This window comes from bacterium, assembly GCA_021108215.1.
GTDB lineage: Bacteria > Oederibacteriota > JAAXVQ01 > JAAXVQ01 > JAUVAV01 > JAIORK01.
In genome coordinates, this window is record JAIORK010000049.1 from 247,538 (window position 1) to 270,488 (window position 22,951).

Consider the following 22,951-nt stretch of genomic DNA (forward strand, 5'->3'; position numbering starts at 1 on the left):
AGTGAACCAGGTTTAATTATGTTAGTCGTTTCATCCCCGGCTTTTAAGCCGGGGACAGTTTGTTTGAAAAACAAACTGTGGAATAGTCATAATGGTATTTTACAACTCAATTTCATTTCCCCGATCTTCAGAGCGGGGAAATGAAATTGAACTTGACAGGTTGAAGAAAACCACCCACAAAAATCAATCTAAACGTACCGGGTTCATCACCATTCCGGTAATCAATTTTGGCAGGAAGTATGTTGTTTTCTGCGGCAGGGTCTCACCCTGTTTGGCCAGGTCCCAAATTGCATCAATGTTCGGTAACCCGGGTAAAAAAGCAGCCTGGGCATTGCCGCGACTTACACTCCGGCGTGCTTCATCGAGATTTTTTGTATATTGAACACGCCCTTTTTCTTCTCCCGGTTGAATGTTCAACAGATGTCCCAAGATCATTTGATTGAGGATAACAATATCCAAACGATGGTAGATGCGGGAATGCCTAGTATCTTGCGATTGAAAAAACTCATCCATAAAACTTTGACGGATTTTCAACAACATTGCCTGTTTCCCGCCTTTTTCCAAATAGCCGATCACTGCGCTGCGGGTCTTCTTCGCCAAATCTGCCTGGGCGGCTTGCAGCTTGGAAACCGCCCCGACTTTTTCCACTTCAAAATAATCACCCATTTTTTTCTCAAATGTTTTCCATCTGGCCGCCGGAACATCACTCACCAAACGAAAAACCGGAAGAACGCAAAGACCGGGATCATGGATTTCAGAAAGACACATCATAATGTACTCCGCATTGGGAGCCGCCTGAGATCCCATTTCCTTCTGGTAACGGATCGCGGTTAAATAACGATGGTGTCCATCTGCAATCAAAAGTTTTTTTCCTTGAAAAGCATTTTGAATCAATTGAATTTGCGAAGATTGTGTGACCGTCCAAAGTTTTTGCCCATCACCTGCCCAATCTTTGAAATCCAATGCCGCTTTCTTTTGGGTTACTTTCTTTAAAATACCGCTAATTCGTTTGGACGGATCGCGATAGAGAGAAAAAACCGGAGAAAAACTGACCCCGGTTTCTTTCAGAAGATTAAACCTATCTTCTTTGGGTCCGGCATACGTTTTTTCATGCGGCAGAATTTTACCCTCACCAAATTTCTCCAATTTGATATAGCCGATTAAACCGGTAAATTTTTTTAAGTTTCCGTCAGGATCAATGTAATCATTTTGAATGATATAAAAAGCGGGTTTGGCTTCCTTTTCCAAAACACCCCGGTCAATCCAGTCTCGCAATGTGGCATGTGCCCGGGTATACCGGTTATTATTGTCAGAATCCGTTTGCTTGGTCTTACCATATTCCAGACGAATAATATTATACGCGTGTGCACGGTAAAAACGATTTTGGTCATGCGGAGAAATAATATCATAGGGTGGTGTTACCAACCGCTGAATTTCCGAAACATGTTTTTTTTCATATCTCAAGCCACAAAAAGGAATGATTTTTGCCATCAGCTATTCGAATCTTGTTTCTTTTTAATTCGGTCTTTCCAACTCGTAATCGCCACCAATTCTTCATTGGTGTTCCGAAGCCGCTGCGAAAGAATTGTAATAATCTGGGTTAATATTTTATAAGCCAATTCAAGGTCCTGCTTAAGCATTTTATCAAATGATTCTTTCTGAATAACCATACAGCGGGTTTCTTCCATCGCTATAATATTGGCGGAATAAGGCAGATTGTCAAACAATGACATCTCGCCAAAAATTGCTTGCGGACCAAATGTCGTGATAAGTTTGTCTTTTTTTCCTTCCATACGTTTGGTAACCTTCACCTTACCCTTAATAATCACATGCAGCGCGCCGCCCAAGCGGCCCTCTTCCAGAATCATTGCGCCTGTTTGATAAAGCTTAATCCTGGCCAGCTTGAAAATTTTTTCCAGTTCGCTGTCATCCAGCCCTTCAAAAATATTGATTGTCCTAAGTAAACTGACTTCCATGGAATGCCTCCAGCGGTTCGTTCATTGACCGGGGTTTCCGATCCACAACATATTCAATAACGAATTCTCACCACTTCAAGTTTACCGAGCGCATGAGATTTTTTTTCCTCCGTCCCCATCAAATCCGGAAGTATTTCCTGCGTCCGGTGGATTGATTGGTCCGGGACTCGGTTCACACTCCCCAGCGCAACGGCCAAGGAACTCCCTATTGCAAAACCCACTATCATCCATATATCTGCTTGATAAAAATCGGGGGTGAATTTCCCCTGCACCATCGCATCAACCGACATCACAGACACATAACTAAAAAATGCTGTAAACGGCAATGAAATGAAAAAATGCACTTCAAAATCCTGCAACCAATTATTGTCTGTATAGACAGTTCCCGCCTCTTCTTCCGGCACGGCAAGTATTGCAGTTGTACTGTCTCCTGCCGGCTCAACCTCACCGCCGGTATCGGATACGTAGTCGCTCAATTCCGACATATCTGAAAATCCGGAAGCGGCAAAACTGTTCTGCGAACAAACAAAAACAACCACCGGCAAGAACAGGAACAACAAAACAGGTCGGCGCTTCACTTTTTATAGCACAACTTTGTTCAAAGGATATTCAATAATCCCCTGAGCACCGGCTGCTTTTAATTTAGGAATAATGTCCCGCACAACTTTTTCATCAATAATCGTTTCTACGTCCAGCCATTTTTGATCGGTTAGCGCCGAAACGGTGGGTTGCTTTAAGGCCGGCAACAATGCCAATATTTTTTTTAGATCTTTTTGCAAAACATTCATCTTCACGCCGACTTTCACTTCAGCAATCAAGGCCCCTTGCAGAAGCATATTTAGCGTCTCAATTTTTTTTCGCTTTGCCTGATTTTTCCAGGAGGTTTTATTGGCAATCAAAACCGTAGTCGAGGATAAAACGGTCTCAATAATCTTTAGTTTATTGGCACGCAACGAACTTCCCGTCTCGGTCAATTCTACAATCGCATCCGCCAATTTGGGCGGCTTAGCTTCAGTGGCACCCCAGGAAAATTCAACATTAGCTTTTACTTTTTTCTTTTTCAAGTAATCCTTAACAACATTCACCAATTCCGTTGCCACCCGTTTTCCTTTCAAATCCCGCACGGAACGAATTTTGGAATTTTCGGGCACTGCCAAAACCCAGCGCACCGGACGCAACCCCTGTTTGGCATAAATAAGCTCAGCGACATATTCCACTTTGGCGCGATTTTCCCGGGTCCAGTCGGCACCGGTTAATCCGGCATCCAAGGCGCCGGATTCAACATAACGCGGTATTTCCTGGGCACGCACCAACATCAATTCAATTTCCGGATCATCAATCGTCGGATAATAAGAGCGGGATGTCCCGCTAATCACAAATCCGGCTTTTTTCATAAGTGCAAACGTTGATTCTTTCAAACTGCCTGCAGGTAAGGCCAATTTAATCGTCACCTTCAATAATCTCCTGTTCTCTATATTTCTGAAGTATACTATATATCATCCTCAAACCCGTTTCGCAAGAATTTTATTTGACTTTTAGATATCAACCGTTATACTTTTCAAATTGTTTTATCGTACCATGTGAACACGATGGACAGCTTGCCCATTGTCGTGTCCACTAAATAAGCAGATGCCAATTTCATTCTAAGGTGCCCGGATTTATATAAAATGGAAAACATCTTCGATTTTTCTCCACAAAAATTAGAGGCCCTGCTCCTGCAATGGGGTGAACCGGCTTACCGGGCCATCCAGATCATTGCCGCCGGTTGGACACCCGGCCGCCGCCATTTCATGAGTGCCTCAACGCTGACCAAAACTTTGCGCGCCAAGTTAGATGACCATTTCAATATTCCACAGCCGCTTAAACCCATTCACAAGACCACGGATACCGACGGCACTATAAAGGCGCTCTTTGAAATTTCCACAGGGATACACATCGAGAGTGTCGCCATTCCAAAAAACAACCGGCTAACCTATTGCTTGTCCACGCAGGCCGGTTGCGGGATGGGATGTGTTTTTTGCGCAACATCCCAATTAGGTCTCATCCGAAACCTTACGCCCGGAGAAATCATCGCACAAATCCATGCGCTTAATGCCATCACAGGACGCAAACCCAGCAATTTGGTTTTCATGGGCATGGGTGAACCTTTGCACAATCTGGCAGCAGTAAGAGACACGCTTGAACTTATGACCCATCCCAAAGCCATGAATTGGTCACCTTCAAAGAGCATGGTCTCCACCTGCGGTTTTATCCCTGGTATTCAGGAAATCACAAAACAACCGCTCCATGCCAAACTCGCCCTTTCTCTCAATGCCGTCACCAACGAAATACGGTCCCAACTTATGCCAATCAATCGCCGCTATCCACTGGAAGTTCTGCTGCCGGCAATCCGCGACTATTCTCAGGCAACCGGTCAGACAGTCAGTATTGAATACATTTTAATCAAAGGAATCAATGACCGTATTGAGGACGCACTTTTACTTGGCAAGCTTTTAAAAAATTATAATGTCAAAATTAATTTAATCCCCTATAATCACATCTCGAACACCATTTACCACCCGCCGTCAGAAGCTGTGGTAACTGCATTCTTAAATTCAGTTCGAAAAAGCAAATTAGTAACAACGCTCAGAATTTCGCGCGGACGAAACATCCAGGCAGCGTGCGGACAACTGGCTGGTCAGCCCAACAGGAGTAAGCTATGAAAATAGAGGTTCATACCGCCCCACCAAAACGAGCTCACTATATTTGGCTGGTCATCGCCATTTCCCTCTTCACGCTGACCGCGAGCACACTGGCGACCCGCCATCTGTTGCACCAGGTCTCAGTTGTCGCCACACCGGATCTCACAAATAAAAGCATCGAGTCTGCAAGAAGCATCGTACGTGTCAAACGACTCGAGATAAAAATAAGTGAATATCGGTTTGATCAACGTATTGCGGCCAACCATGTTTTGCAGCAGAATCCCCTCCCGGGAGAAATGATTGAAAGCGATAAGACCGTGACTGTCATTGTATCGCGCGGGTTAAAATCGCAGGAAGTACCTGTTCTCAGCGGACTGTCACTTGATGAGGCCATCCGGACTTTATCTGATATTGGATTCAATGTGGGGCGTACCACTCGTTTCTATACCTCCGAGGCGGATAAAGAAATCGTGCTTGACCAACAGCCCGCAGCCGGATCGGCAGCTTCCCGCAGCGCCAACATCCATCTGCTTGTTTCGCAGGGACAGCGTCCTGTCTGGTTGATTATGCCTGTTTTAAAAGGCTGGCAGGTAGATGATGCGGCCAATGTTATTAAATTCATTGGTATGCAGCTTCAGGAAATAAAGCGGATAACCACCACAGACCACCCCCCCGGCATCATCCTTGATCAAACACCGCATGCCGGTATCCGCACCAAAGCCGGTGACCCGGCAGGTTTGGTTGTCTCCTACCAGGCTGCCGAAACAACCTTCGAAACACGTTTGCTAACACTCGACTATCTGGTGCCTGCTTTGCAAAAAGAAGTGCGTATCAAGTTTTTCATTCGTGACGATACAGGTTTACATGAAGTTTACAATGCCATGGAAAAATCAAGTTCAAAAATTTCCATCCGTAGAACTGTCAGCGGCGAACAGGTCAAACTCTTTATTTACCTTAACGGCAAACTGCAGGAAGAACGCGATATTTAGCCAGTCCTGAAAAAGCAGCAATCGTGTCATTGCCAAGATCGAAAAGACAGTTTCTCAGTATCGACTATTTAATATATTCGCCGCTCAAAAGAGCAAAAAAAAACAAACAAGTCTCCTTCAACCGAGGTGAAAGTATGCAAACCATAAAAATCGCCCCCTCATTACTGGCTGCTGATTTTACAAAGCTTGCTGAAGAAATTAGTATGATTGAAAAAGCCGGGGCTGATCTTTTGCACCTGGATGTGATGGACGGAAATTTCGTCCCCAACATTACATTCGGGCCACCCCTGGTCCGGTCCATCCGCCCGGTCACACGCCTGTTCCTGGAATCACATTTAATGATATCCAATCCCGCCATATTTATCGAACAATTTGCCAAAGCCGGTTCCGACAGCATCATTATCCACGCAGAAGCGGTTGATGATCCCGGTGTATTACTGGACCGGATCCATGCATTGAATATTAAAGCCGGCATATCCATCAAGCCCAAGACCCCGCTCGATCTCATTCTTCCTTTATTCCCCAAACTTGATGCTATTTTATTTATGTCAGTTGAACCGGGCTTTGGCGGACAATCCTTCATGCCTGAAATCCTCCCTAAAATCACGCAAGCAAAAAAAATCATTGACCAAAAACAATACCCCATTGATCTTGAAATCGATGGCGGCATCGGTCTTCAATCGGCGCCGCAGGCGATTGCCGCCGGTGCAAACGTCCTCATTGCCGGAACTGCCATATTCGGCCAGCCTGATCCGGCAGCAATCATTCGTCAACTTAAATCAAAAAAATAATTTTTTTTCGAAAAACCAAAAAGGCACTCCTTACAGAGTGCCTTTTTGGTTTTCGTGAGGTGTTTACTATATAAACAAGGCGGCACACAGCCGTCCTGGGAAACTATGCCACTTGGGTTTGCGAAACCATCGCATACGCTGTTTGATCTTCTTCAGCTGCTTGCAATTGCTCCTCAGGCTGGTGCCACGGCAAAACAAATGTAAATTTGCATCCCTGCCCGAGGCGGCTCTCAACCCAAATTTTCCCGCCCATAAGACCGACCAACTTCTTGCACAAAGACAAGCCAATCCCCATGCCACCCACCTGACGAATATACAAATCTTCAATTTGATAAAATTTTTCGAAAATTTGAGATAATTTATCTTTGGGAATACCCGGGCCTTCATCCCTGATCGAGATTTCAATATAATCAATGGGTTCTAAATCCGACAGCTCAACATAGGACATGGGTACATCTTCCATTTTCATGCGTTCGACACCTTTCCAACTATCAACCGAAAGCCAAATTCTCCGATTGGGCCGGCTGAATGCAATGGCATTGTCCAAAAGAAATGTAATGATCTGTTTCATACGATAGGAATCTACCATGATCGGCCGAAGCGAAGTTGCCAGATTAATTTCCAAATTCAAATGCTTTTTCTCATAAGACTCTTGAACTTCTTCAATTGCTTCCCAAATAACCCCCAAGGTACTGGCTGACGTGGTATCGAGATTAAAATCACTCATCTCAAGATTCCCCATATCAATCATACGGTTGGTAATCTCATGGAGATTTTCGGAATTTTGATGAACAACACCCAAATATTCTTTTTGCGATTCATTTAATTCACCCACCATACCGGAAAGCACCAATTTAAGATATCCTTTCACCGCAGTCAACGGCGTCCTTAATTCATGGGCAATCATCGTAATAAACTCTTTTTTCATACGCTCTAATTCATGGAGCTTTTTATTTTCTACAGAGAGTTCCCTGATCTCCAAAGCACGGTCCACCGTAACGCGAAGTAACTCATTGGAGAAGGGTTTTAAAAGAAAATCCCGGGCGCCGTTTTTCAAGGCTTGAATCGCGGTTTCTATTGTGCCATAGGCAGTCATCACAATGACTTCCGGCGCACCGGGAAGCTGAGTAATTTCATCCAATAATTTCAATCCATTGATGCCGGGCATACGAATATCGGTTATGACCAGATCATAGCCGCCCCCGCGAACAATGTCCAAAGCCTGAATACCATCCTGGACCGTCTTCACTTGGTGTCCTTCATATTCAAGCAATGTAGTTAATGCGGTTCTGATGCCGACCTCATCTTCGGCAATCAATATCTGCGCACTCATTAAGCCCCCCCGGCTAATTCATGAAATAAAGTTTTAAATAAGTAAATAAACCAAAAATTTCCAACCCCAACATCATGCAACTCTCCTCTCATCGTGAACTTTGACAAATAACCGGACGATGTCAGGATCGAATTGTTTGCCTGAAAAACGATGCAATTCATCAATGGCAGCTTCCTCAGTCATGCCCGACCGGTAGGGCCTTTCACTAATCATGGCATCAAAAGCATCCGCAACTGAAATAATCCTGGAGAATAAGGGAATCTGTTCACCGGACAAACCATCCGGGTAGCCGTTTCCGTCAAACCATTCATGATGGTGACGAATCGAGGCTTCACCCTCTACTAAAAATTTGATCGGCCGGATAATACAGCCTCCCAATACCGGATGATTTTTTACAATTGTCCATTCTTCGTTGGTTAACTTGCCGGGTTTTCTTAAAATATCTTCATCGATACCGATTTTTCCAATATCATGCAACAATGCCAAATATTCCAACTGACGCAACTCGCCGGATGATAAATTCAGCGACTCCCCAATCATCATAGAATATTTTGTTACCCGGTCGGAGTGGCCATGCGTATAAGAATCCTTGGTCTCCATCGCCGCCACGAGCGCACGAATTGTATCAGCAAAGTGATTTTGAAGTTCTTCGTAAAGTTGTGCGTTTTCAATCGCAATTGAGGCTTGATTGACCAGTGTTGTAATAAACTGGAAATCTTTTTCATTAAATTTTTTATTCCCGGCAAGATTCGTCAACAACATAAGACCAATCAAATTGGATTTTCGCTTAATGGGCGCAACCATCAATGCACCTAATCCGGAACGCGTCCATAAATCCGAGTCGGATAATTTCATTTTCTCAATATCTTCCAGCAAAAGTCCTTCTTCACGTTGCGTGACCCAATCCATCGCGTATTGGTCTAATGCCATAAATTTTTTCGAATTGGCTTCATCAATCGCATAGGAAAGATCCATCATGATATGACTACTGTTTTTTTCAAACAAAACAACCCGGGCACGGTCTGCATTGACCGATTGACGCGCCATTTCAAGAATAATTGATATAATTTTATTAATTTCAAGCGTCGAATTGATGGTCTTACCGGTTTCATGCAGTACTGCCAGTTCAAAAATAGCCTGATCCAATTTTTTATTCGCCATCTCCATTCGCTGCGAGTACTCTTTTTGCTCTTGAAGATTGGCTTTCAGGCTTTCGCGTTCCTTCTTGAGCGCAACATTGACTGCATTGCGCAGATGCTCAATTTCAAAGGGTTTAATGATATAGTCACTGGCACCGTCTTTAACCGCCCGCACTGCAGTTTCCACGCTCCCGCAAGCCGTGAGCAGGATAACCGGAATCTCATGATTCCAGTTATCCCTTATTTGTTCCATCAATGAGAGACCATTCATATTTGGCATTCGGATATCAGTTAATACCAGGTCATAGCGCTGCTTCCGCAGCAATGTCAAGGCTTCCGTGCCATCGCAGGCCATATCAATCTCATGCCCTTCCTCAGACAAAAGTATGTTAAGAGATTCACGTACACCTCTTTCATCATCCACGACAAGTATATGGGACATAATTTCTCCTTTAACAAAGTTAACTTCCCTTAATATCAATGCAAAACCTTTGCCAACTTCTGTGAATAACTTTAAACTTGATTTAAAATACCCCAAAATTATACGATACTCCATCTAGTGTTATATTCATGATCGAGGTACTCTAAATTGTGCAAATTAATAAGTGAGTTTTGTTGAAAATTATGTGAATAACCTGTTAGGTGCTGTTGAAAACTCTCCAAAGAAAACATGAACAATATTTAGGGCAATCTGCATATATTTATTTCGTTGAAAAAAAAATGAACTATCCCACAAATTTCATTTTTTTAGAACCATTCTTATCCAAATAAGATCAAAACCCTATCCACCCTACTCTCTGATATTAAAGCAGATGAATCGCAGGACCGGCAGATTGCACAGATTACACCGATTTTAAAAAAATGTTAAAGCAGTCGCTTTTACGTTTAATCCTTTAGACCTAATCCAAAAAAACTGCCGGTCCTACGATTCTAATGCCCTCATGTAAAACGCAGGGCGAAATCTACCGGTCTTTTGCCGTACTCCTTCAGAGAGCAAAGGGTGGACCATGCCTTTATTTTCAAACTTTTATAAATTTTTTTTTATTAATTTAGACAGCACTGTCTTAATTTGGAATAATTGGAAAAATTGGATACGATTTTTTTTGGGGGGGCTATTTAAAAATCAAAAAAAATCTACTAAACACATTAAAAACAGGCATCATCTCAAAGCTGACCGCCTTTGATCACTTCCGGTGTAAGAGAAAGCGGAAGAACTATGGTAAACATAGTGCCGCTTCCTTCCTCGCTCTCTACAAGAATTTCACCGCGATGCGCCTCAGCGATGCGCTTGCAAGTTGCCAATCCCAATCCTGTGCCTTCACTTTTCGTTGTAAAAAACGGCTGAAAAATAGAAGTCAGATCCTTGCGCTTGATACCCATCCCCTGATCCGTGATTGAAATCAAAATACACTCACCGGTTTTACCGGTCCCGGATGGCAAGTACTCCTTGATCTCTGCTTTTATCCGGATCAGCCCCTCAGCTTGCGAAGCCTGGATACCGTTGAGAATAATATTCAAAAACACCTGGAAAAGCTGCTGCGGGTCCGCCTGAAACGCTGGGACATTTGCCAGATCTTTCTCAATTACCATGCGCTTTTTACGGATTTGATTGTTCAGCAAGGAAAAAACCCGGTCAATAATCTGCGGTAATGAAATGGATTCAAGACTTGGTGAAGACGGTTTGGAAAAAGCCAGTAAATCAGCGGTAATGCCGGAGAGACGCTCAATCTCAGAGGGAACGATTTCATTGAAACGCTTCCGGAATTCCAAATGTTCATATTTATCCGGCAGCATCTGGATAAATGTTTTAATCGCAGCCAAAGGATTACGGATTTCATGCGCGATCCCGGCTGACATGGTTCCGATAATTGTCAGCCGCTCATTATTCAGCATCTGTTCGTATAACTGTATATTTTCCAATGCTGTTGCCATTTGCGAGCTCAGTGTTTCCAGCAAAGCCAGATCGCGGTGCGTAAAAAGGTCCTGGGAACGTTTCTCCCCCAAAACCATAAACCCGATCAGCGTCTTTTTCAAAACCAGTGGAATAATCAGACCACCGCCGAATTCCTGATCCATAAAACGCTGCATCTCCGCTTTGACCAGATCAAGGATATTTCCTTCCTGATACAAATGACCGAAACGGTGCCGAAATTCACCACTTTCCAGAATTTCCCTTTTCTCCATCAGGTGCTCAACGACAGGATTACTTTCATCCACCTGATCCGGCATCATGGATGAAACCTCACCCTCTTTTTTATGACAGGCATAAATACCTGAACCGACCTTTTCCCGCAAAAACACTGCCACACTTTTCATTTGCATTTCATGCACCAGGCTGTGCGCAACAACACCCAATGCCTCTTCCAGCTTAAAAACCGAATTCAGCCCGCGTGATACCTTTTCCAGAAGCAGATAGTAATCATATTTTTTTTGAAAAAAAATCCGGTCGGTCACATTATCCAGCCAGTTATGTAACGGTTGAATGGTTAACGCCGAAACAACCGCAGCGAACACAACCAAAACAACAGAACTTGACCCGGAAGGTACTATACGCAGTGGAAGCAAAAGAAGAAAAACATACAGCCCTGTCAAAATACTCGTCAAAAACAAATAAAGCGTTGTTCTTTTAATGATAATGCTAATATCAAGAAGACGGTATTTAAATATGGCATAACTAATACTACTTACAAAAAAAATACTTCCATAAGGAGCCAGCCAAACAAAAGAACTATTCCCCATTGCAGGAAGTAACGCACCGGTAATTATACTGGAAACCAAAAAAAACAACATACCGAAAACCACATATGCAATCTGAGTACGTACTATGGATGTCGAATGTAAATATGCGTATATATAGTTAACTATAGTATTAACTATGACATAAACCCAAAACAATAACACAATAAAAAAAAACGAGCCTGCAGGCGCTTTTTCTAAAACGCTTTTCCCTACTGCATTAATTTCACCCAGAAACACTCCATTAATCAAAAATCCGACCAATGTTAAAAACGTAATAATCAATACGCTGAAATTTCTATATTCCAGACTTTTACTTGACTTTCCAATAAATTCCAACGAAAGAAAATACATCGAATAAACAATAGCACTCGCAGAAAGAAGCAACGTTTTAGCAACTATGGCAACAATAAAAACAGAAGTCGCGTTTTTTAATATTTCATAACTTATTATCCAAGAAAATGTTGACAGCGCAATAAAACTGACTTTCCAACGCGCAAGGTTGCGTTTTGCCCCAATCATTAACATTATGGCAAAAAATCCAAATAAGCCTATCAAACTATATAAAATAATTTTCTCAATACCCATGGGTATATACCCGCCTCCAAAAATCCAGGACTACAAATAAAAAACATTACTTTGAAAGAAACTAAAAAATATTTACAAAAAAATTATTTTTTCCGTGCCTGAATCAGGAAATGATTATAATATGTTTTCTCTTTTTCAACAATTTCAAAATCTTCATTTTCTAATGCTACAACTATTTCATTCATACTCGGCTGGTACTTCATCCCGCCCATTTCAAACATCCGTTGTTGAAAGCCCCATATTTCTTCACGAATATCCTCTGGAATACTACTTCTATCACACTCCAAAAGAAAAAAAGCGTACGCCTTATCCGTATTCATTTCACCTTCGAGCATACTTACGACAATAAACATACCGCCGCTTTTCAATACTCTTCCAGCTTCCTGGATGGCCTTTCGCGGATTCTCAAGATTAAAAAGAACATTTACAGATACCACAATTTCAAATTCTCCTACGGGAAAATCAATCGCAGTAATATCACCCATCTCCACTCGAACCGATTTGATATTTTTAAGTTTTTCCTTTGCTTTTCCTAACATAACCGCACTACTGTCAATTGCGATAATCCTGTTATCTGCTGCCAGTCGCATAGCCAAATTCCCGGTTCCGCATCCTGCATCCAGTATATATTTATTTTTTCCAACTATTTCAGCAACTCGCCGCAAAAGTTCTGAATTGATATTCAATTCCGAAACATAATCATAATATTTTCCAGCATATTCATCCCAAAAAACAGGCCATTCCATATTCACGACTTGATATTTTTGAGTATAAAGATCACTGGTCGTGACTTCAGGAACCGTAACCAGATTTTTCTTACTCGTTAAATGAAAAATAACTTCTGCTGACAAAAGTGCTCCTGATAATGTTGCAGTCACACCCATAGAAGGTATGGAACGTTTCTTTTGCAATATCTCATCCAAAACTTCCGCTTCAATATAATTAGGCCATAGAGGAAAAAGTCTGAAAGGATCTAAGTGGCTGGTTTTCTGCAAATCAAAATACTCCTCAAATGTCATCCCATGGGGTGAAAAAGCAAACAGGGATGTACAATATCCAAATATCGGAGCAGAAAAAACATATAAACCATTACTGCGAGCTTTCTGGTATAAGGCTGTTTTTTCTTCTAATGCAAAATATTCTATTGCATCCACCACAACATCAACGCCACTCAGAAATTCTTCAAGATTTGATTTTTCAACACCTTTACGAAACATCTTTATTTCAGCATGAGGATTAATATCCTTAATGATTTTTTCCATAACTTCAACTTTACTATAACCTAAAGTTGATTCCAATGCTCCATATTGCCGATTTCGATCAGATGCTCCAAACACTTCAGGGTCTCCAATATGAAAACACCCAATCCCTGATCGCGCCAGAGCGACTAATTGTATGCCGCCAACTCCTCCCACACCTGCGATGGCAACACAGCTATTTTCCAATCTATCCCGTTCTTTTTGTGTGAGTATTCCAATATTTCTGGAAAACAATTCAGCATAACTCATATCGCTAATAACAATCCTCCGCTTCCTTCTCAGTTCTTTATCGCTCTGTTATTATATTTCTACGCTGCCAAAGAAACAACTTTTTTTTCACACTGTATATTTAATTCTGTTTTTCTCGTGGTATCAACCACTTCACGATTTATAATCCTCTCCGTAGCTCTCATATTTACTATGCCTGACACAAAATACGCATCCCGATCGCAAAGTCCGGAAAACAATTCATTCACTTTTTTATATTTACCATTTGTTCCAGTTGGTAATCCCGCCGGGTACACATTGGGCGCGATACCTGTATTAACATCATAGGTGCTTTCCAAAATACTAGCCACATCTGTATACAGCCGTTTGGTTTCCAAAGATATATTCGAATCACCTGAAATATCCACTTCATCTAAAACATGGTGCATAACTGAGGCTCCATTTTTATTTCTGGTACGTATAATTATTTTCAAATCCTGCTCATGCCCAAAATATCTTTGACGAATAATTTTGTCCCATACATAAAGTTGTATCAAAATTCCAAAAGCACCGCTCCCCTGATATTTAGGATCGACCATGGCCGAATTTAAATACAGCACATCTTGCGCAAGATAACTCTGCGACCCATATGCGACAATCATCCCATCCTTCCGAATCACTGTAAGCCAATCTGAAAATATTGCATTTTTCTTAATCACGTCCATTGGCGCATACACATCAACATCATCCATCGGTTTCTCGAATGCTTTCATGGTTACACTCTGCAATTCATATACAGCCCTTTCCACAATACCGTGTTCAATAAATTTTATCATTGGATTACGAATAAGCTCCGCTTCGAATCCACCTCGTATTTGATAGAATTCGCTATCCTGAAAATAATAGCGCTTGTTGGTTGACTTCGAATAACTCAGAATATTTCCTACAAAAAAACTTCCCTGCTTTTCAATAACATTGCTTATCAAGTTCATCCCCCCCAAAAAGATCACTCCGACTTAGATGCACGCCATCCGCAAAGTTTCATCAATCAAGTCATTGACTTCATTTTGCGAAATAACTGCGGATTGTTTTGTCTGAATATTTTTCATGGCAATGGTTTTTTCGGCACTGCCGGCCGCATGTTTGACCACATCCTGGACCTCGTGAATGTCAAAAGGCTTGCCGACAAAATCACTGGCACCACCGCGAAAACAATTAGCCACCATGGCCTGGTCGTCGTAAGCGGACATGACAACCATTTGTGAATCCGGTGAAAATTTCTTCACCATCTGCATGGCTTCAATACCGTTGATTCCGGGCATTTTGTAATCCATCAGAATAACCGAAGGCTGTTTGGCATAAGAAACTTTAACAGCATCCTCACCGGTGGCTGCAAACAGCAGCTCATAATCTTCTTCAAACACAAGCTTGAGCGCTTCTTTTAATCCGTGATTGTCATCGACAATCAGCATTTGCTTCTTCATTTCCTTTCCTCCTTTTTTGGGTGTTTCAACGTGCTCTGGTACAAAAAACGCCTAGTCTTTTTTCTTCCACCTCCTTTTCCTCCGATTGAATCATCCCCGCACTCCCCCGGCATCCGGCATCCGCCGGACAAGTACGCCGGACAAGTGCGCCGGGCAAGTGCGCCGGGCAAGAGCACGGGGATTCCTTTAATCGTAATATTCCGGACAAATGCCTCTTGGTATATGACCCACAAGGCATAGATTTCTTGCATTTTTTTTACAATTTTTTTTGGGGGGGTTCTTAGAAGTGTCCTTGAAAGCAATTTTTTTAAATAATCTTGTTTTAAAAAAATCGTCTTCCCAGATACGGTACAAGAAGAACTGTTGAGAAACAATATGAAGTGGTTACAATGCGTCGTGGAAGGAAAAACACCATAGAAAGCTCTTCGACAGTCAAAACAACTGCCGCCAAACAATTCGGAATTGTATACCAACGTACTACAGCTTCCCAAAGCCCCCCCTTCACTATGAGAAACGTACTATCACGATTGGTTATGCAATCTTATTGACGGCGAATACCTAATTCATCCATTTTAATAATAAGCGTATTGCGATGGATTCCCATCACCTTGGCTGCTTTGGTTTGGTTCCAACGCAATTTTTCTAAAACACGCAAAATAAATTGCTTTTCAAACTGGTGCCGGGCTTTCTTAAGTGAAATCGCCTCACCTTCGCTATCCATTGTTTCTGTCAATGCCTGATTTGTCAAGATATTTGATGGCAAATCACTGGCTGCAATCGTATTACCATTGGAGAGCAACACAACCATCTCCAGCATATTCTCCAATTCTCTGACATTACCTGGCCAGTTATAATTCACCAAAAGACTCATGGCTTCCGCTTCAATTTTTTTTAACGGTTTATTGTGGCGTTCCAAACTAACCCTAACGAAATGCTCAACCAAAAGCGGAATATCCTCACGGCGTACTTTCAACGGCGGTATTTCAATTGGCACAACTTTCAAACGGTAGTACAAGTCTTCACGAAAACGGCGCTGTTTGATTAATTCTTTTAAATCCACATTGGTGGCAGCAATCACGCGAACATCAACCGGAATAACCTCATTGGAACCCACGCGGACAATTTCTTTTTCCTGAAGTACGCGCAGCAGCTTTGCTTGTACCGGCAGGGGCAATTCCCCAATATCATCAAGGAAAATAATACCATTACTGGCATATTCAAATTTCCCGATTTTACGCGACACTGCCGAGGTAAATGCGCCGCGTTCATGCCCGAAAAATTCACTTTCAACAAGTTCGCTGGGAATCGCGGCGCAATTCACTGCAACAAAGGGATTTGTTTTCCGGTTCCCTCTTTTCCACAACTCCCGGGCAACCAATTCCTTGCCCGTACCGCTTTCACCTTCAATTAAGACTGTGCTGTCGGCATCCGCCACTTTATCAATCAATGAAAAAACACTCTCCATGGCCGCGCTCTTGCCAATGATATCATACGCAGCCAGCCGTTTAATTTCAGTACTGAGAACCTCATTCATTTTAGTAAGTTTTCTTTTTTCCAATGCGCGATTGATAATGACAGTTAGTTCTGCAATATCAAAAGGTTTGGTAACATAATCATACGCGCCATATTTAATGGTTTTGACTGCTGCTTCCGCTGTGTTATTGGCGGTCACCATAATAACATCGAGTTGAGAATCATGCTGTTTAAGTTGACGCAGGGTTTCAATACCATCGGTGTCAGGCATATTCACATCCAGTAAAACCAAATCAATATCGGGAGATTTTTGAACACGCTCAATCGCTTCAACTCCGCTGGAAACAGGAATGGGATTATAATTATCCTGCAACATTAGGCTTAGTGCTTCTAAAACGGGGGGATCATCGTCAACAACCAGGACATTCGCTCTCATCCGGATCACTCCTAAATAATTTTCTTTTACTTTACTATATATTTTTTATTTGTCAATGATAAATATGAAGTATCCCCACATTTTTTTGTTCAATTTGCACATTTTATTGTAACTTAACTCTAAAAAAGTTGCACTTTTCGACTTTTGCTTTTTTCAATTATACTGTTTGGGGTATTTGGATATTAAAAAACAATTGCTTAGCACCAATTTGTTGTACGCAACACACACCAACAATACTATATCTGGCATACGTCAATACTGCTTGAATTCAGGCAGGGACACAGCATCCCACATGCGCCCAGTATGCGCCGGGCAGGCGGGACAAGTTGCTGTGCCCTTACTGTTATCTATTTAATAACTGCAATTCTGTGTATCTCCGCATCCCGGCCTTTCAGCTCGATGCGCACAATATAAATGCCTGCCGCAACCGAAACACAATCCCAGATCACCACTTGCCCCCGTCCGGCAGGTAGGGCCTGCTCCAAAGATGCAATACGCTCTCCGGAAAAATTATAAATATCGATCTTCACCTGCGCCGGATTATCCAGATGCATAAGAAACCGCACTTCATCCCTGGCAGGGTTGGGCCATGGTAAAACTAACTTTCCACGTAGGTCGACATCGCCAAGTCCAGGTGTGGGTGTGAGTGTAACAGTTGCTGTCAAAGTAGGTGTGCTCGTCTTTGTAATAAAAATAGTTTGGGTCGGTGTGGGCGTCGGTGTGCGTGTTCCTGTTGGTGTTACTGTCACAGTTGCTTCTGCCACAGAAAAGGAAATGGATGCAAATCGTGAGTTGCCTGCCCAATCACTTGCCATCACTTCCAAAAGATGCCCGCCCGAGGCAGTAATTGGCATCTCAGACACATAGGCAGCGCCATCCAAAGTCCATACGGTTTCCCTCAGATAATCATCTGAAATTGTAATACTTGGATTCAAAGGCGGCGCATAGACACCCTCCTCCACCGGCAGCACAACATCAATCACAGGCTGGGTATTATCTATAACCACATCCCCGGACTTGGCTACCTCCGAATTCCCCACATTGTCAAAACTACGATAATATGCTTGATTGAGTCCCTCTATTGTCAGGATTACCTTGTCCCCTGGAATATAACTAAACCATTCACCGCTGCCGGCACTATTAATTATCTGATACTCCGTATGGTTGACACCCGATCCCTGGTCTGTTGCAGAAAAAACATACATGGTTGCGAAGGTTGCAAACTGTTGATCATCCGGCCCGATAACAATTTCCGGTCCCTCGGTTTGAATGCGTGTTTCCGGCAAGCTGGTATCCACATAGAGGGGACCCATCTGCTTCCAGGCTTCCACATTTCCGGTGACATCAATGCTTCTATAGTACAAACCGGCTTCAGTGTCTGTCAAACCACTCAACGTAAATGGTTGATCGTAGGTGCTGAATATTTTCACCAAATAGGGTTCGCTTGGTTGCGGCACCTCAATCGCCCACTCGATTCTCTCAATATCAACCGCAGTGCCGCCCTGTTCATCTGCTGCCAACACGACTTTGGTTTCAGCATTCACATAAACAAGCGTATCCGGTTGATACTGTATCCCCTGTATCAGCGCCGAGGTTGTGGGTGTCAAATTATTAAATACAACTGCCTTTGTGTGAATGGCTTCCTGATTATCCAGATGATCGACTGCATAATACTGAACAGTATGTTCGCCCGGATCAGTTATATGCAGCGGTGCCGTATACAGTTGCCAGTTCCCGTCAATCGCCGCATGAATGTCCTTGACCCCGGTTGACGCCGGACCCGTGTCCTGTGCTGAAATCTGTATCGTATGGCCGTTTCCACAAATGATTTTATCGGCTGTTTCAACCGACTCACCCTGAACAGTGATCTGGCTTGCCGGAGCTGCCGTATCAATATTGAAATAAATCCCTGCAGTACTTTCTACACCTGCTTGGGTGCGAACCACCAAGGACGCAATATAAAAACCATCGTCAGGCGCATCCCATTCCCCCAAAACATCCCCGTTCACTGCGATATCATTTTGAATAATCTCTGTCGGCGGTATCCCGCCTGACAAACTCGCAACTATAATCACATATTCATCAAAATCATATCCGGCAGCGATTCCTTCAAAAATTACATGCCCGGTCATTTCGGCATTCATCACAGGTGATGAGAATACGGCAATCGGCTGACCATGGGTGACCGTGATGGTTCCCTGTTTTTCAATAGCCACACCTGCGCCCTGTGCGGAGAGAACAAAAGTATAGGTTCCCTCTCCCACAGGATTATTGCCATTGTCCGTCGCATCCCATGCCGCATTAAGCGTAACCGGATAGGTACTGCCCGGGTCTTGCGTTGGCGAAAGCGTTTTAACCACCGCATTGTTTTCATCATACATTGTCATGACAATGCTGCTGACACTGCCATGCAGGGTGTAATAAATGGTTGTGCTCTCCTGACCCGCGACATCGAGCAGTATCACCTCCGGATCGGCATGCACATCAAAGATCAAATTTGGTCCCAAATTGGCTATATCCACCTTGCGCATCACAATTTTCCTGTTCTGCGCTTTGTCCCAGACCTCAAGCTTGAGCCAGTACCCGCCCGGCATCAGGCTGGAGGTATCCCATTCACCTAAGGTATTGTTCTTCACTTGAAGTGCAGACGTTTTCAGCGTTGTCCAGGTCAGCGCATCTGCTGAAGTGCCAAAGGACAACGTATATCCCTCAAAATTCAGGTCAGCAGCCGATCCTGTGATATCCGTATCCCCATCCAAGGGCATATTCAAAACAGCGGTCAGATTGGCATACTGGTCCGGCCGGTCCAAATCAGAAACAAAGGTTTTGCCGTCAAGATTGACATACGCAATCAGCGACACATCCGGTGACCAGACTACCATGCGCCGGACATTGGTATCCACCAGCGTGCTGATGGTGTCGCTATTATCCAACACCTTGATCAAAAAAGGCCCGGATTGAAATGCCGTCAAATTGCCATCACTGCTCAACTCCGGATATAACCCTTGCATGATCGGTCCGGTAACCTGCTTGGTATCAATGTTCACTTTGTATACTTGACTGGTGTATGGATCATCGTCATTGCAATAATATATGTACTGTGAATCCGGCGACCAGCTCGGGAAATAACCTGGCTGGAATGATATAGTACTGCCGTCATCAACGGTTTTGTATGTTATTTTTCCGTCGGCGTCATTGATATACACAATCTTTGACCCATCCGGTGACCAGTTACCATAAAATCCATACGCAAATGGTGTCGTCAAATTTGTTGTACCGATATCATTGACAAAAATCCGCACACCCGAATCGTGTGTATCAAACAATATTTTTTTACCATCCGGAGAAATATCCGGCCTAAATATATTGCTAATCGCGCCTCCTGGAATATCCGTAATTTGCACCGGATTTCCGGTGCCATCAACATTTTTCATAAAGATATTGCTGATCCCGCTAATTTCATGAGCATACACAATTTTTTGATTGTCCGGCGTCCAGCATACTTTATAATTAGAATCCGTCGCTCCCAGTATCTGGGTTGTAGCAGTAATATTAATATTCTCCGGATAGCGGTTGGCATCCAATACCAGTTGAACATCTTTGGTGGTCTCATTGTTGCCGGCATCTGTGGCAATCAAGCGGCAGGTGACCATGCCGTCCTCTACTGCAAATCCATTATAGTCACTCCCATTCCATATTCTTGTCTGCGCGCTGGAATCAGTAGCCAGAGTCAAGTCATTGCGCGTGGCGGAAAGCTTATCAATCACAATGATCTTGTTCTCATGGTGATTGGTCTCGTCAATCTGCAAGGAAAAGGTAGTTTCTGTCTGAGGACTGCCGGTAGACGTTGCGGCCGGAGAAATAAACTGGGGTGAGAGGCTGAAACCATTGATCCGCGGCGGGATATTATCCACCAAAACTAAAATAGTCACCGGTGTTGTGGACACGCCCGCTTGGTTTTGGGCTGTCAAACGCAGGCTATACGAGATCGTCTCGCTCTGCTCAAGAGTAGATGTATCCCATTGGAACAACTCTCCACTAATTGCGTCATTGCTGACATTCGTATCATGCAGAATACTCCAGCCGGTGACTCCCTGCTTTTGATACTCAATTTTATAGGAATCCAGTAGAAATCCGGTAACACTGCCGGATATTGCAGCATCAAGCCCATAGGTGCTATTCAAAGGCATATCCAGCGTAACCACAGGCGGTGCATTGGCCAGGGCAACCTGGGTATCCTTGGGCAATGACCAGTATCCTTGCCCATCTTGCGCCTTGATTCTCAAAGTGTAATATCCATCCATTGGGGTAAGCGCTGCTCCGTTGCCGGCCTAGGCAATGGTATTGTTGCCTTCCACACCGGTTGATGTAACTGTCTGGACCACTGTGCTGTTTTGGTCCAGCACTTCCATCTGTACACTGCCCGGCTTGCTCAATGTATAATTCACCACCGCGCTGGTGCCAATTGCGATCACTGATGGCGCTACAGACTGTATTGTCACAATCGGCGCTTCATGGATCTGGACTGGAAAATATTTATAATCCCACTTGATGGCATGACCATTGGCATTGTTGTCAAATGCGATCAACTCAAATTGATACCACCCGCCGGGACAGATATTTCCGTTGTTGTCCCTGCCATCCCAAACTTCCTCATGACGCCCCAAACCTTTTGGTTGATCCACCAGCAATGTCCGGACCGTATTACTATTGGCATCTTTCACATGCAATTTCACAAACCCATTCTCAGTTAATGTATATTTTAATTTTGTAGTATTATTCTCAAGTGCCAAGGGATGGAAGTACGCAGGTTCCGCCGAAAGATTGATTGCTTCCATGCCGAGCCGGAAACTCTGGATACGTTTTTTCTCTACTGTCACAGCTTGACTCAAAGACCCAAACCCACTTGAATTTGGTACAAATGTAATATCACGCAATTCATTAAATGGATCACCGGGATTTCCCTGATATGACTTTAAATAGTCAAAATCCTGGCTCACAAGATGAATTTGATTATTTCTTTCATCAACAATGTACAAACCACCGTTACCCAAGGCAACATCCGTAAACAAAATATCCGCAGGAAGCTCCCCACCCTTAGATAATGCTGATACAAATACATATCCAGCATCCGAGACATTTAATTTTTGTATTCTATTATTTCCCGTATCTGCGACATACAACACATTCCCTTGTGCCGCCATACCGCGCGGGGTATTGAATTGACCATCACCTGACCCTACTTCACCTATTTTAAGGATAAAATTACCAGCCGAATCAAACATTTGTATGTCCTGACGCGATAAATCAGAGACATACACCCTGGTCACTCCTGAATTATTCTTAGTTATTTCAATATGAAATGGATCAACAAATTGTGCATTACCGCTACCAATTTCACCAAATGAAGCTACATACTGCAATCGATGTCCATCACCGCTTACATCAACCCTATATTTCACTATTTTATAATCATAGACATCTGTCACATAGATATATCCATCCCCATCTGCTGCAATCGCCCGGGGATATTTCATGGTTTGATACATGTCACGAATACCATATTTTTCATTCTGGGGATTGTAATGATTCCATATCAAACGGTTAAAACCAGGATCGACTATGACCATAGTACCATTCAGAAACTGCCCTAAGTACGGTGTCGGATCACCTGCTAATTTCAATGTCGTTATCGCTGTTGCATTATAAATAAGATCGCCAGTAGTATTGAAATCATGCTTATATCGCGCATTGTCATACCGCTCATCAAAATATAATCCCGCCCAACAAATATTGTTAGCCGACCCGTTTTCTCAGCGATAGTGACCTCAAGCCCAAGGGAGAATTAACTATTCAGGA

16 protein-coding genes are annotated in these 22,951 nt (G+C 43.2%); 3 read left to right on the plus strand and 13 right to left on the minus strand.

The annotated features are described in order from the left end of the window. Window positions 1–183 precede the first annotated feature (183 nt). Genes K8S19_11855 through hisG form a run of 4 tightly spaced genes read right to left on the minus strand, consistent with a single transcriptional unit; the run spans window position 184 to window position 3,427 of the window. Window positions 184–1,491, minus strand: coding sequence for a DUF1015 domain-containing protein (locus tag K8S19_11855; GenBank protein MCD4814372.1), 1,308 nt, complete (start codon window positions 1,489–1,491; stop codon window positions 184–186). Beyond that, window positions 1,491–1,976: a cyclic nucleotide-binding domain-containing protein gene (locus K8S19_11860; GenBank protein ID MCD4814373.1), complete on the minus strand. Its 486-nt coding sequence runs from the start codon at window positions 1,974–1,976 to the stop codon at window positions 1,491–1,493. Before K8S19_11860 ends, K8S19_11855 begins: the two co-directional genes overlap by 1 nt. Window positions 1,977–2,029: 53 nt before the next feature. Next, window positions 2,030–2,554, minus strand: a complete 525-nt coding sequence (locus K8S19_11865) for a hypothetical protein (GenBank protein MCD4814374.1) — start codon at window positions 2,552–2,554, stop codon at window positions 2,030–2,032. Window positions 2,555–2,557: 3 nt separating this feature from the next. Next, entirely contained in the window at window positions 2,558–3,427 is an 870-nt protein-coding gene (gene hisG / locus K8S19_11870; GenBank protein MCD4814375.1) for an ATP phosphoribosyltransferase, read from the minus strand. A 216-nt stretch (window positions 3,428–3,643) separates the two neighbouring features. Here hisG and rlmN point away from each other — a divergent pair, with 216 nt between their 5' ends. The 3 genes from rlmN to rpe all read left to right on the plus strand — a co-directional run bounded on the left by rlmN (window position 3,644) and on the right by rpe (window position 6,437). Next, the gene (gene rlmN / locus K8S19_11875; GenBank protein MCD4814376.1) at window positions 3,644–4,678 is read left to right on the plus strand and encodes a 23S rRNA (adenine(2503)-C(2))-methyltransferase RlmN; all 1,035 of its coding nucleotides are present in this window, start codon (window positions 3,644–3,646) and stop codon (window positions 4,676–4,678) included. Continuing rightward, window positions 4,675–5,646, plus strand: a complete 972-nt coding sequence (locus K8S19_11880; GenBank protein MCD4814377.1) for a PASTA domain-containing protein — start codon at window positions 4,675–4,677, stop codon at window positions 5,644–5,646. The genes rlmN and K8S19_11880 overlap by 4 nt, the downstream gene beginning before the upstream one ends. 134 nt (window positions 5,647–5,780) lie before the next feature. Next, entirely contained in the window at window positions 5,781–6,437 is a 657-nt protein-coding gene (gene rpe, locus K8S19_11885; protein MCD4814378.1) for a ribulose-phosphate 3-epimerase, read from the plus strand. A gap of 103 nt (window positions 6,438–6,540) precedes the next feature. On the opposite strand, the gene K8S19_11890 is transcribed toward rpe, so the two are convergent. The 9 genes from K8S19_11890 to K8S19_11930 all read right to left on the minus strand — a co-directional run bounded on the left by K8S19_11890 (window position 6,541) and on the right by K8S19_11930 (window position 22,722). Then, a complete protein-coding gene (locus K8S19_11890) occupies window positions 6,541–7,770 on the minus strand; it encodes a response regulator (protein ID MCD4814379.1) in 1,230 nt (409 codons plus the stop codon). A gap of 72 nt (window positions 7,771–7,842) precedes the next feature. After that, window positions 7,843–9,351, minus strand: a complete 1,509-nt coding sequence (locus K8S19_11895; GenBank protein ID MCD4814380.1) for a response regulator — start codon at window positions 9,349–9,351, stop codon at window positions 7,843–7,845. A gap of 722 nt (window positions 9,352–10,073) precedes the next feature. Next, on the minus strand, window positions 10,074–12,233 hold the full coding sequence (locus K8S19_11900) for a GAF domain-containing protein (protein ID MCD4814381.1): 2,160 nt from the start codon (window positions 12,231–12,233) through the stop codon (window positions 10,074–10,076). An 83-nt stretch (window positions 12,234–12,316) separates the two neighbouring features. Continuing rightward, window positions 12,317–13,741: a ThiF family adenylyltransferase gene (locus K8S19_11905; protein MCD4814382.1), complete on the minus strand. Its 1,425-nt coding sequence runs from the start codon at window positions 13,739–13,741 to the stop codon at window positions 12,317–12,319. A 59-nt stretch (window positions 13,742–13,800) separates the two neighbouring features. Beyond that, window positions 13,801–14,685, minus strand: coding sequence for a hypothetical protein (locus K8S19_11910; protein ID MCD4814383.1), 885 nt, complete (start codon window positions 14,683–14,685; stop codon window positions 13,801–13,803). A 30-nt stretch (window positions 14,686–14,715) separates the two neighbouring features. Next, window positions 14,716–15,183 (minus strand): response regulator, encoded by a 468-nt coding sequence (locus K8S19_11915; GenBank protein MCD4814384.1) that lies wholly within the window; start codon window positions 15,181–15,183, stop codon window positions 14,716–14,718. Between the two features lie 541 nt (window positions 15,184–15,724). Then, entirely contained in the window at window positions 15,725–17,092 is a 1,368-nt protein-coding gene (locus K8S19_11920; protein ID MCD4814385.1) for a sigma-54 dependent transcriptional regulator, read from the minus strand. 347 nt (window positions 17,093–17,439) lie between these two features. Continuing rightward, window positions 17,440–21,396 (minus strand): hypothetical protein, encoded by a 3,957-nt coding sequence (locus tag K8S19_11925; GenBank protein MCD4814386.1) that lies wholly within the window; start codon window positions 21,394–21,396, stop codon window positions 17,440–17,442. A gap of 27 nt (window positions 21,397–21,423) precedes the next feature. After that, on the minus strand, window positions 21,424–22,722 hold the full coding sequence (locus K8S19_11930; protein ID MCD4814387.1) for a hypothetical protein: 1,299 nt from the start codon (window positions 22,720–22,722) through the stop codon (window positions 21,424–21,426). Between the last annotated feature and the right edge of the window lie 229 nt (window positions 22,723–22,951).

Bases quoted from the DNA above. Each gene is read 5' to 3' on its own strand.
- K8S19_11890 (MCD4814379.1), bottom strand. From the start codon at position 7,770: ATGAGTGCGCAGATATTGATTGCCGAAGATGAGGTCGGCATCAGAACC.
- K8S19_11900 (MCD4814381.1), bottom strand. From the start codon at position 12,233: ATGGGTATTGAGAAAATTATTTTATATAGTTTGATAGGCTTATTTGGA.
- K8S19_11905 (MCD4814382.1), bottom strand. From the start codon at position 13,741: ATGAGTTATGCTGAATTGTTTTCCAGAAATATTGGAATACTCACACAA.
- K8S19_11925 (MCD4814386.1), bottom strand. From the start codon at position 21,396: ATGGATGGATATTACACTTTGAGAATCAAGGCGCAAGATGGGCAAGGA.
- K8S19_11895 (MCD4814380.1), bottom strand. From the start codon at position 9,351: ATGTCCCATATACTTGTCGTGGATGATGAAAGAGGTGTACGTGAATCT.
- K8S19_11880 (MCD4814377.1), top strand. From the start codon at position 4,675: ATGAAAATAGAGGTTCATACCGCCCCACCAAAACGAGCTCACTATATT.
- K8S19_11930 (MCD4814387.1), bottom strand. From the start codon at position 22,722: ATGGTCATAGTCGATCCTGGTTTTAACCGTTTGATATGGAATCATTAC.
- K8S19_11915 (MCD4814384.1), bottom strand. From the start codon at position 15,183: ATGAAGAAGCAAATGCTGATTGTCGATGACAATCACGGATTAAAAGAA.
- rpe (MCD4814378.1), top strand. From the start codon at position 5,781: ATGCAAACCATAAAAATCGCCCCCTCATTACTGGCTGCTGATTTTACA.
- K8S19_11860 (MCD4814373.1), bottom strand. From the start codon at position 1,976: ATGGAAGTCAGTTTACTTAGGACAATCAATATTTTTGAAGGGCTGGAT.
- rlmN (MCD4814376.1), top strand. From the start codon at position 3,644: ATGGAAAACATCTTCGATTTTTCTCCACAAAAATTAGAGGCCCTGCTC.
- K8S19_11920 (MCD4814385.1), bottom strand. From the start codon at position 17,092: ATGAGAGCGAATGTCCTGGTTGTTGACGATGATCCCCCCGTTTTAGAA.
- K8S19_11855 (MCD4814372.1), bottom strand. From the start codon at position 1,491: ATGGCAAAAATCATTCCTTTTTGTGGCTTGAGATATGAAAAAAAACAT.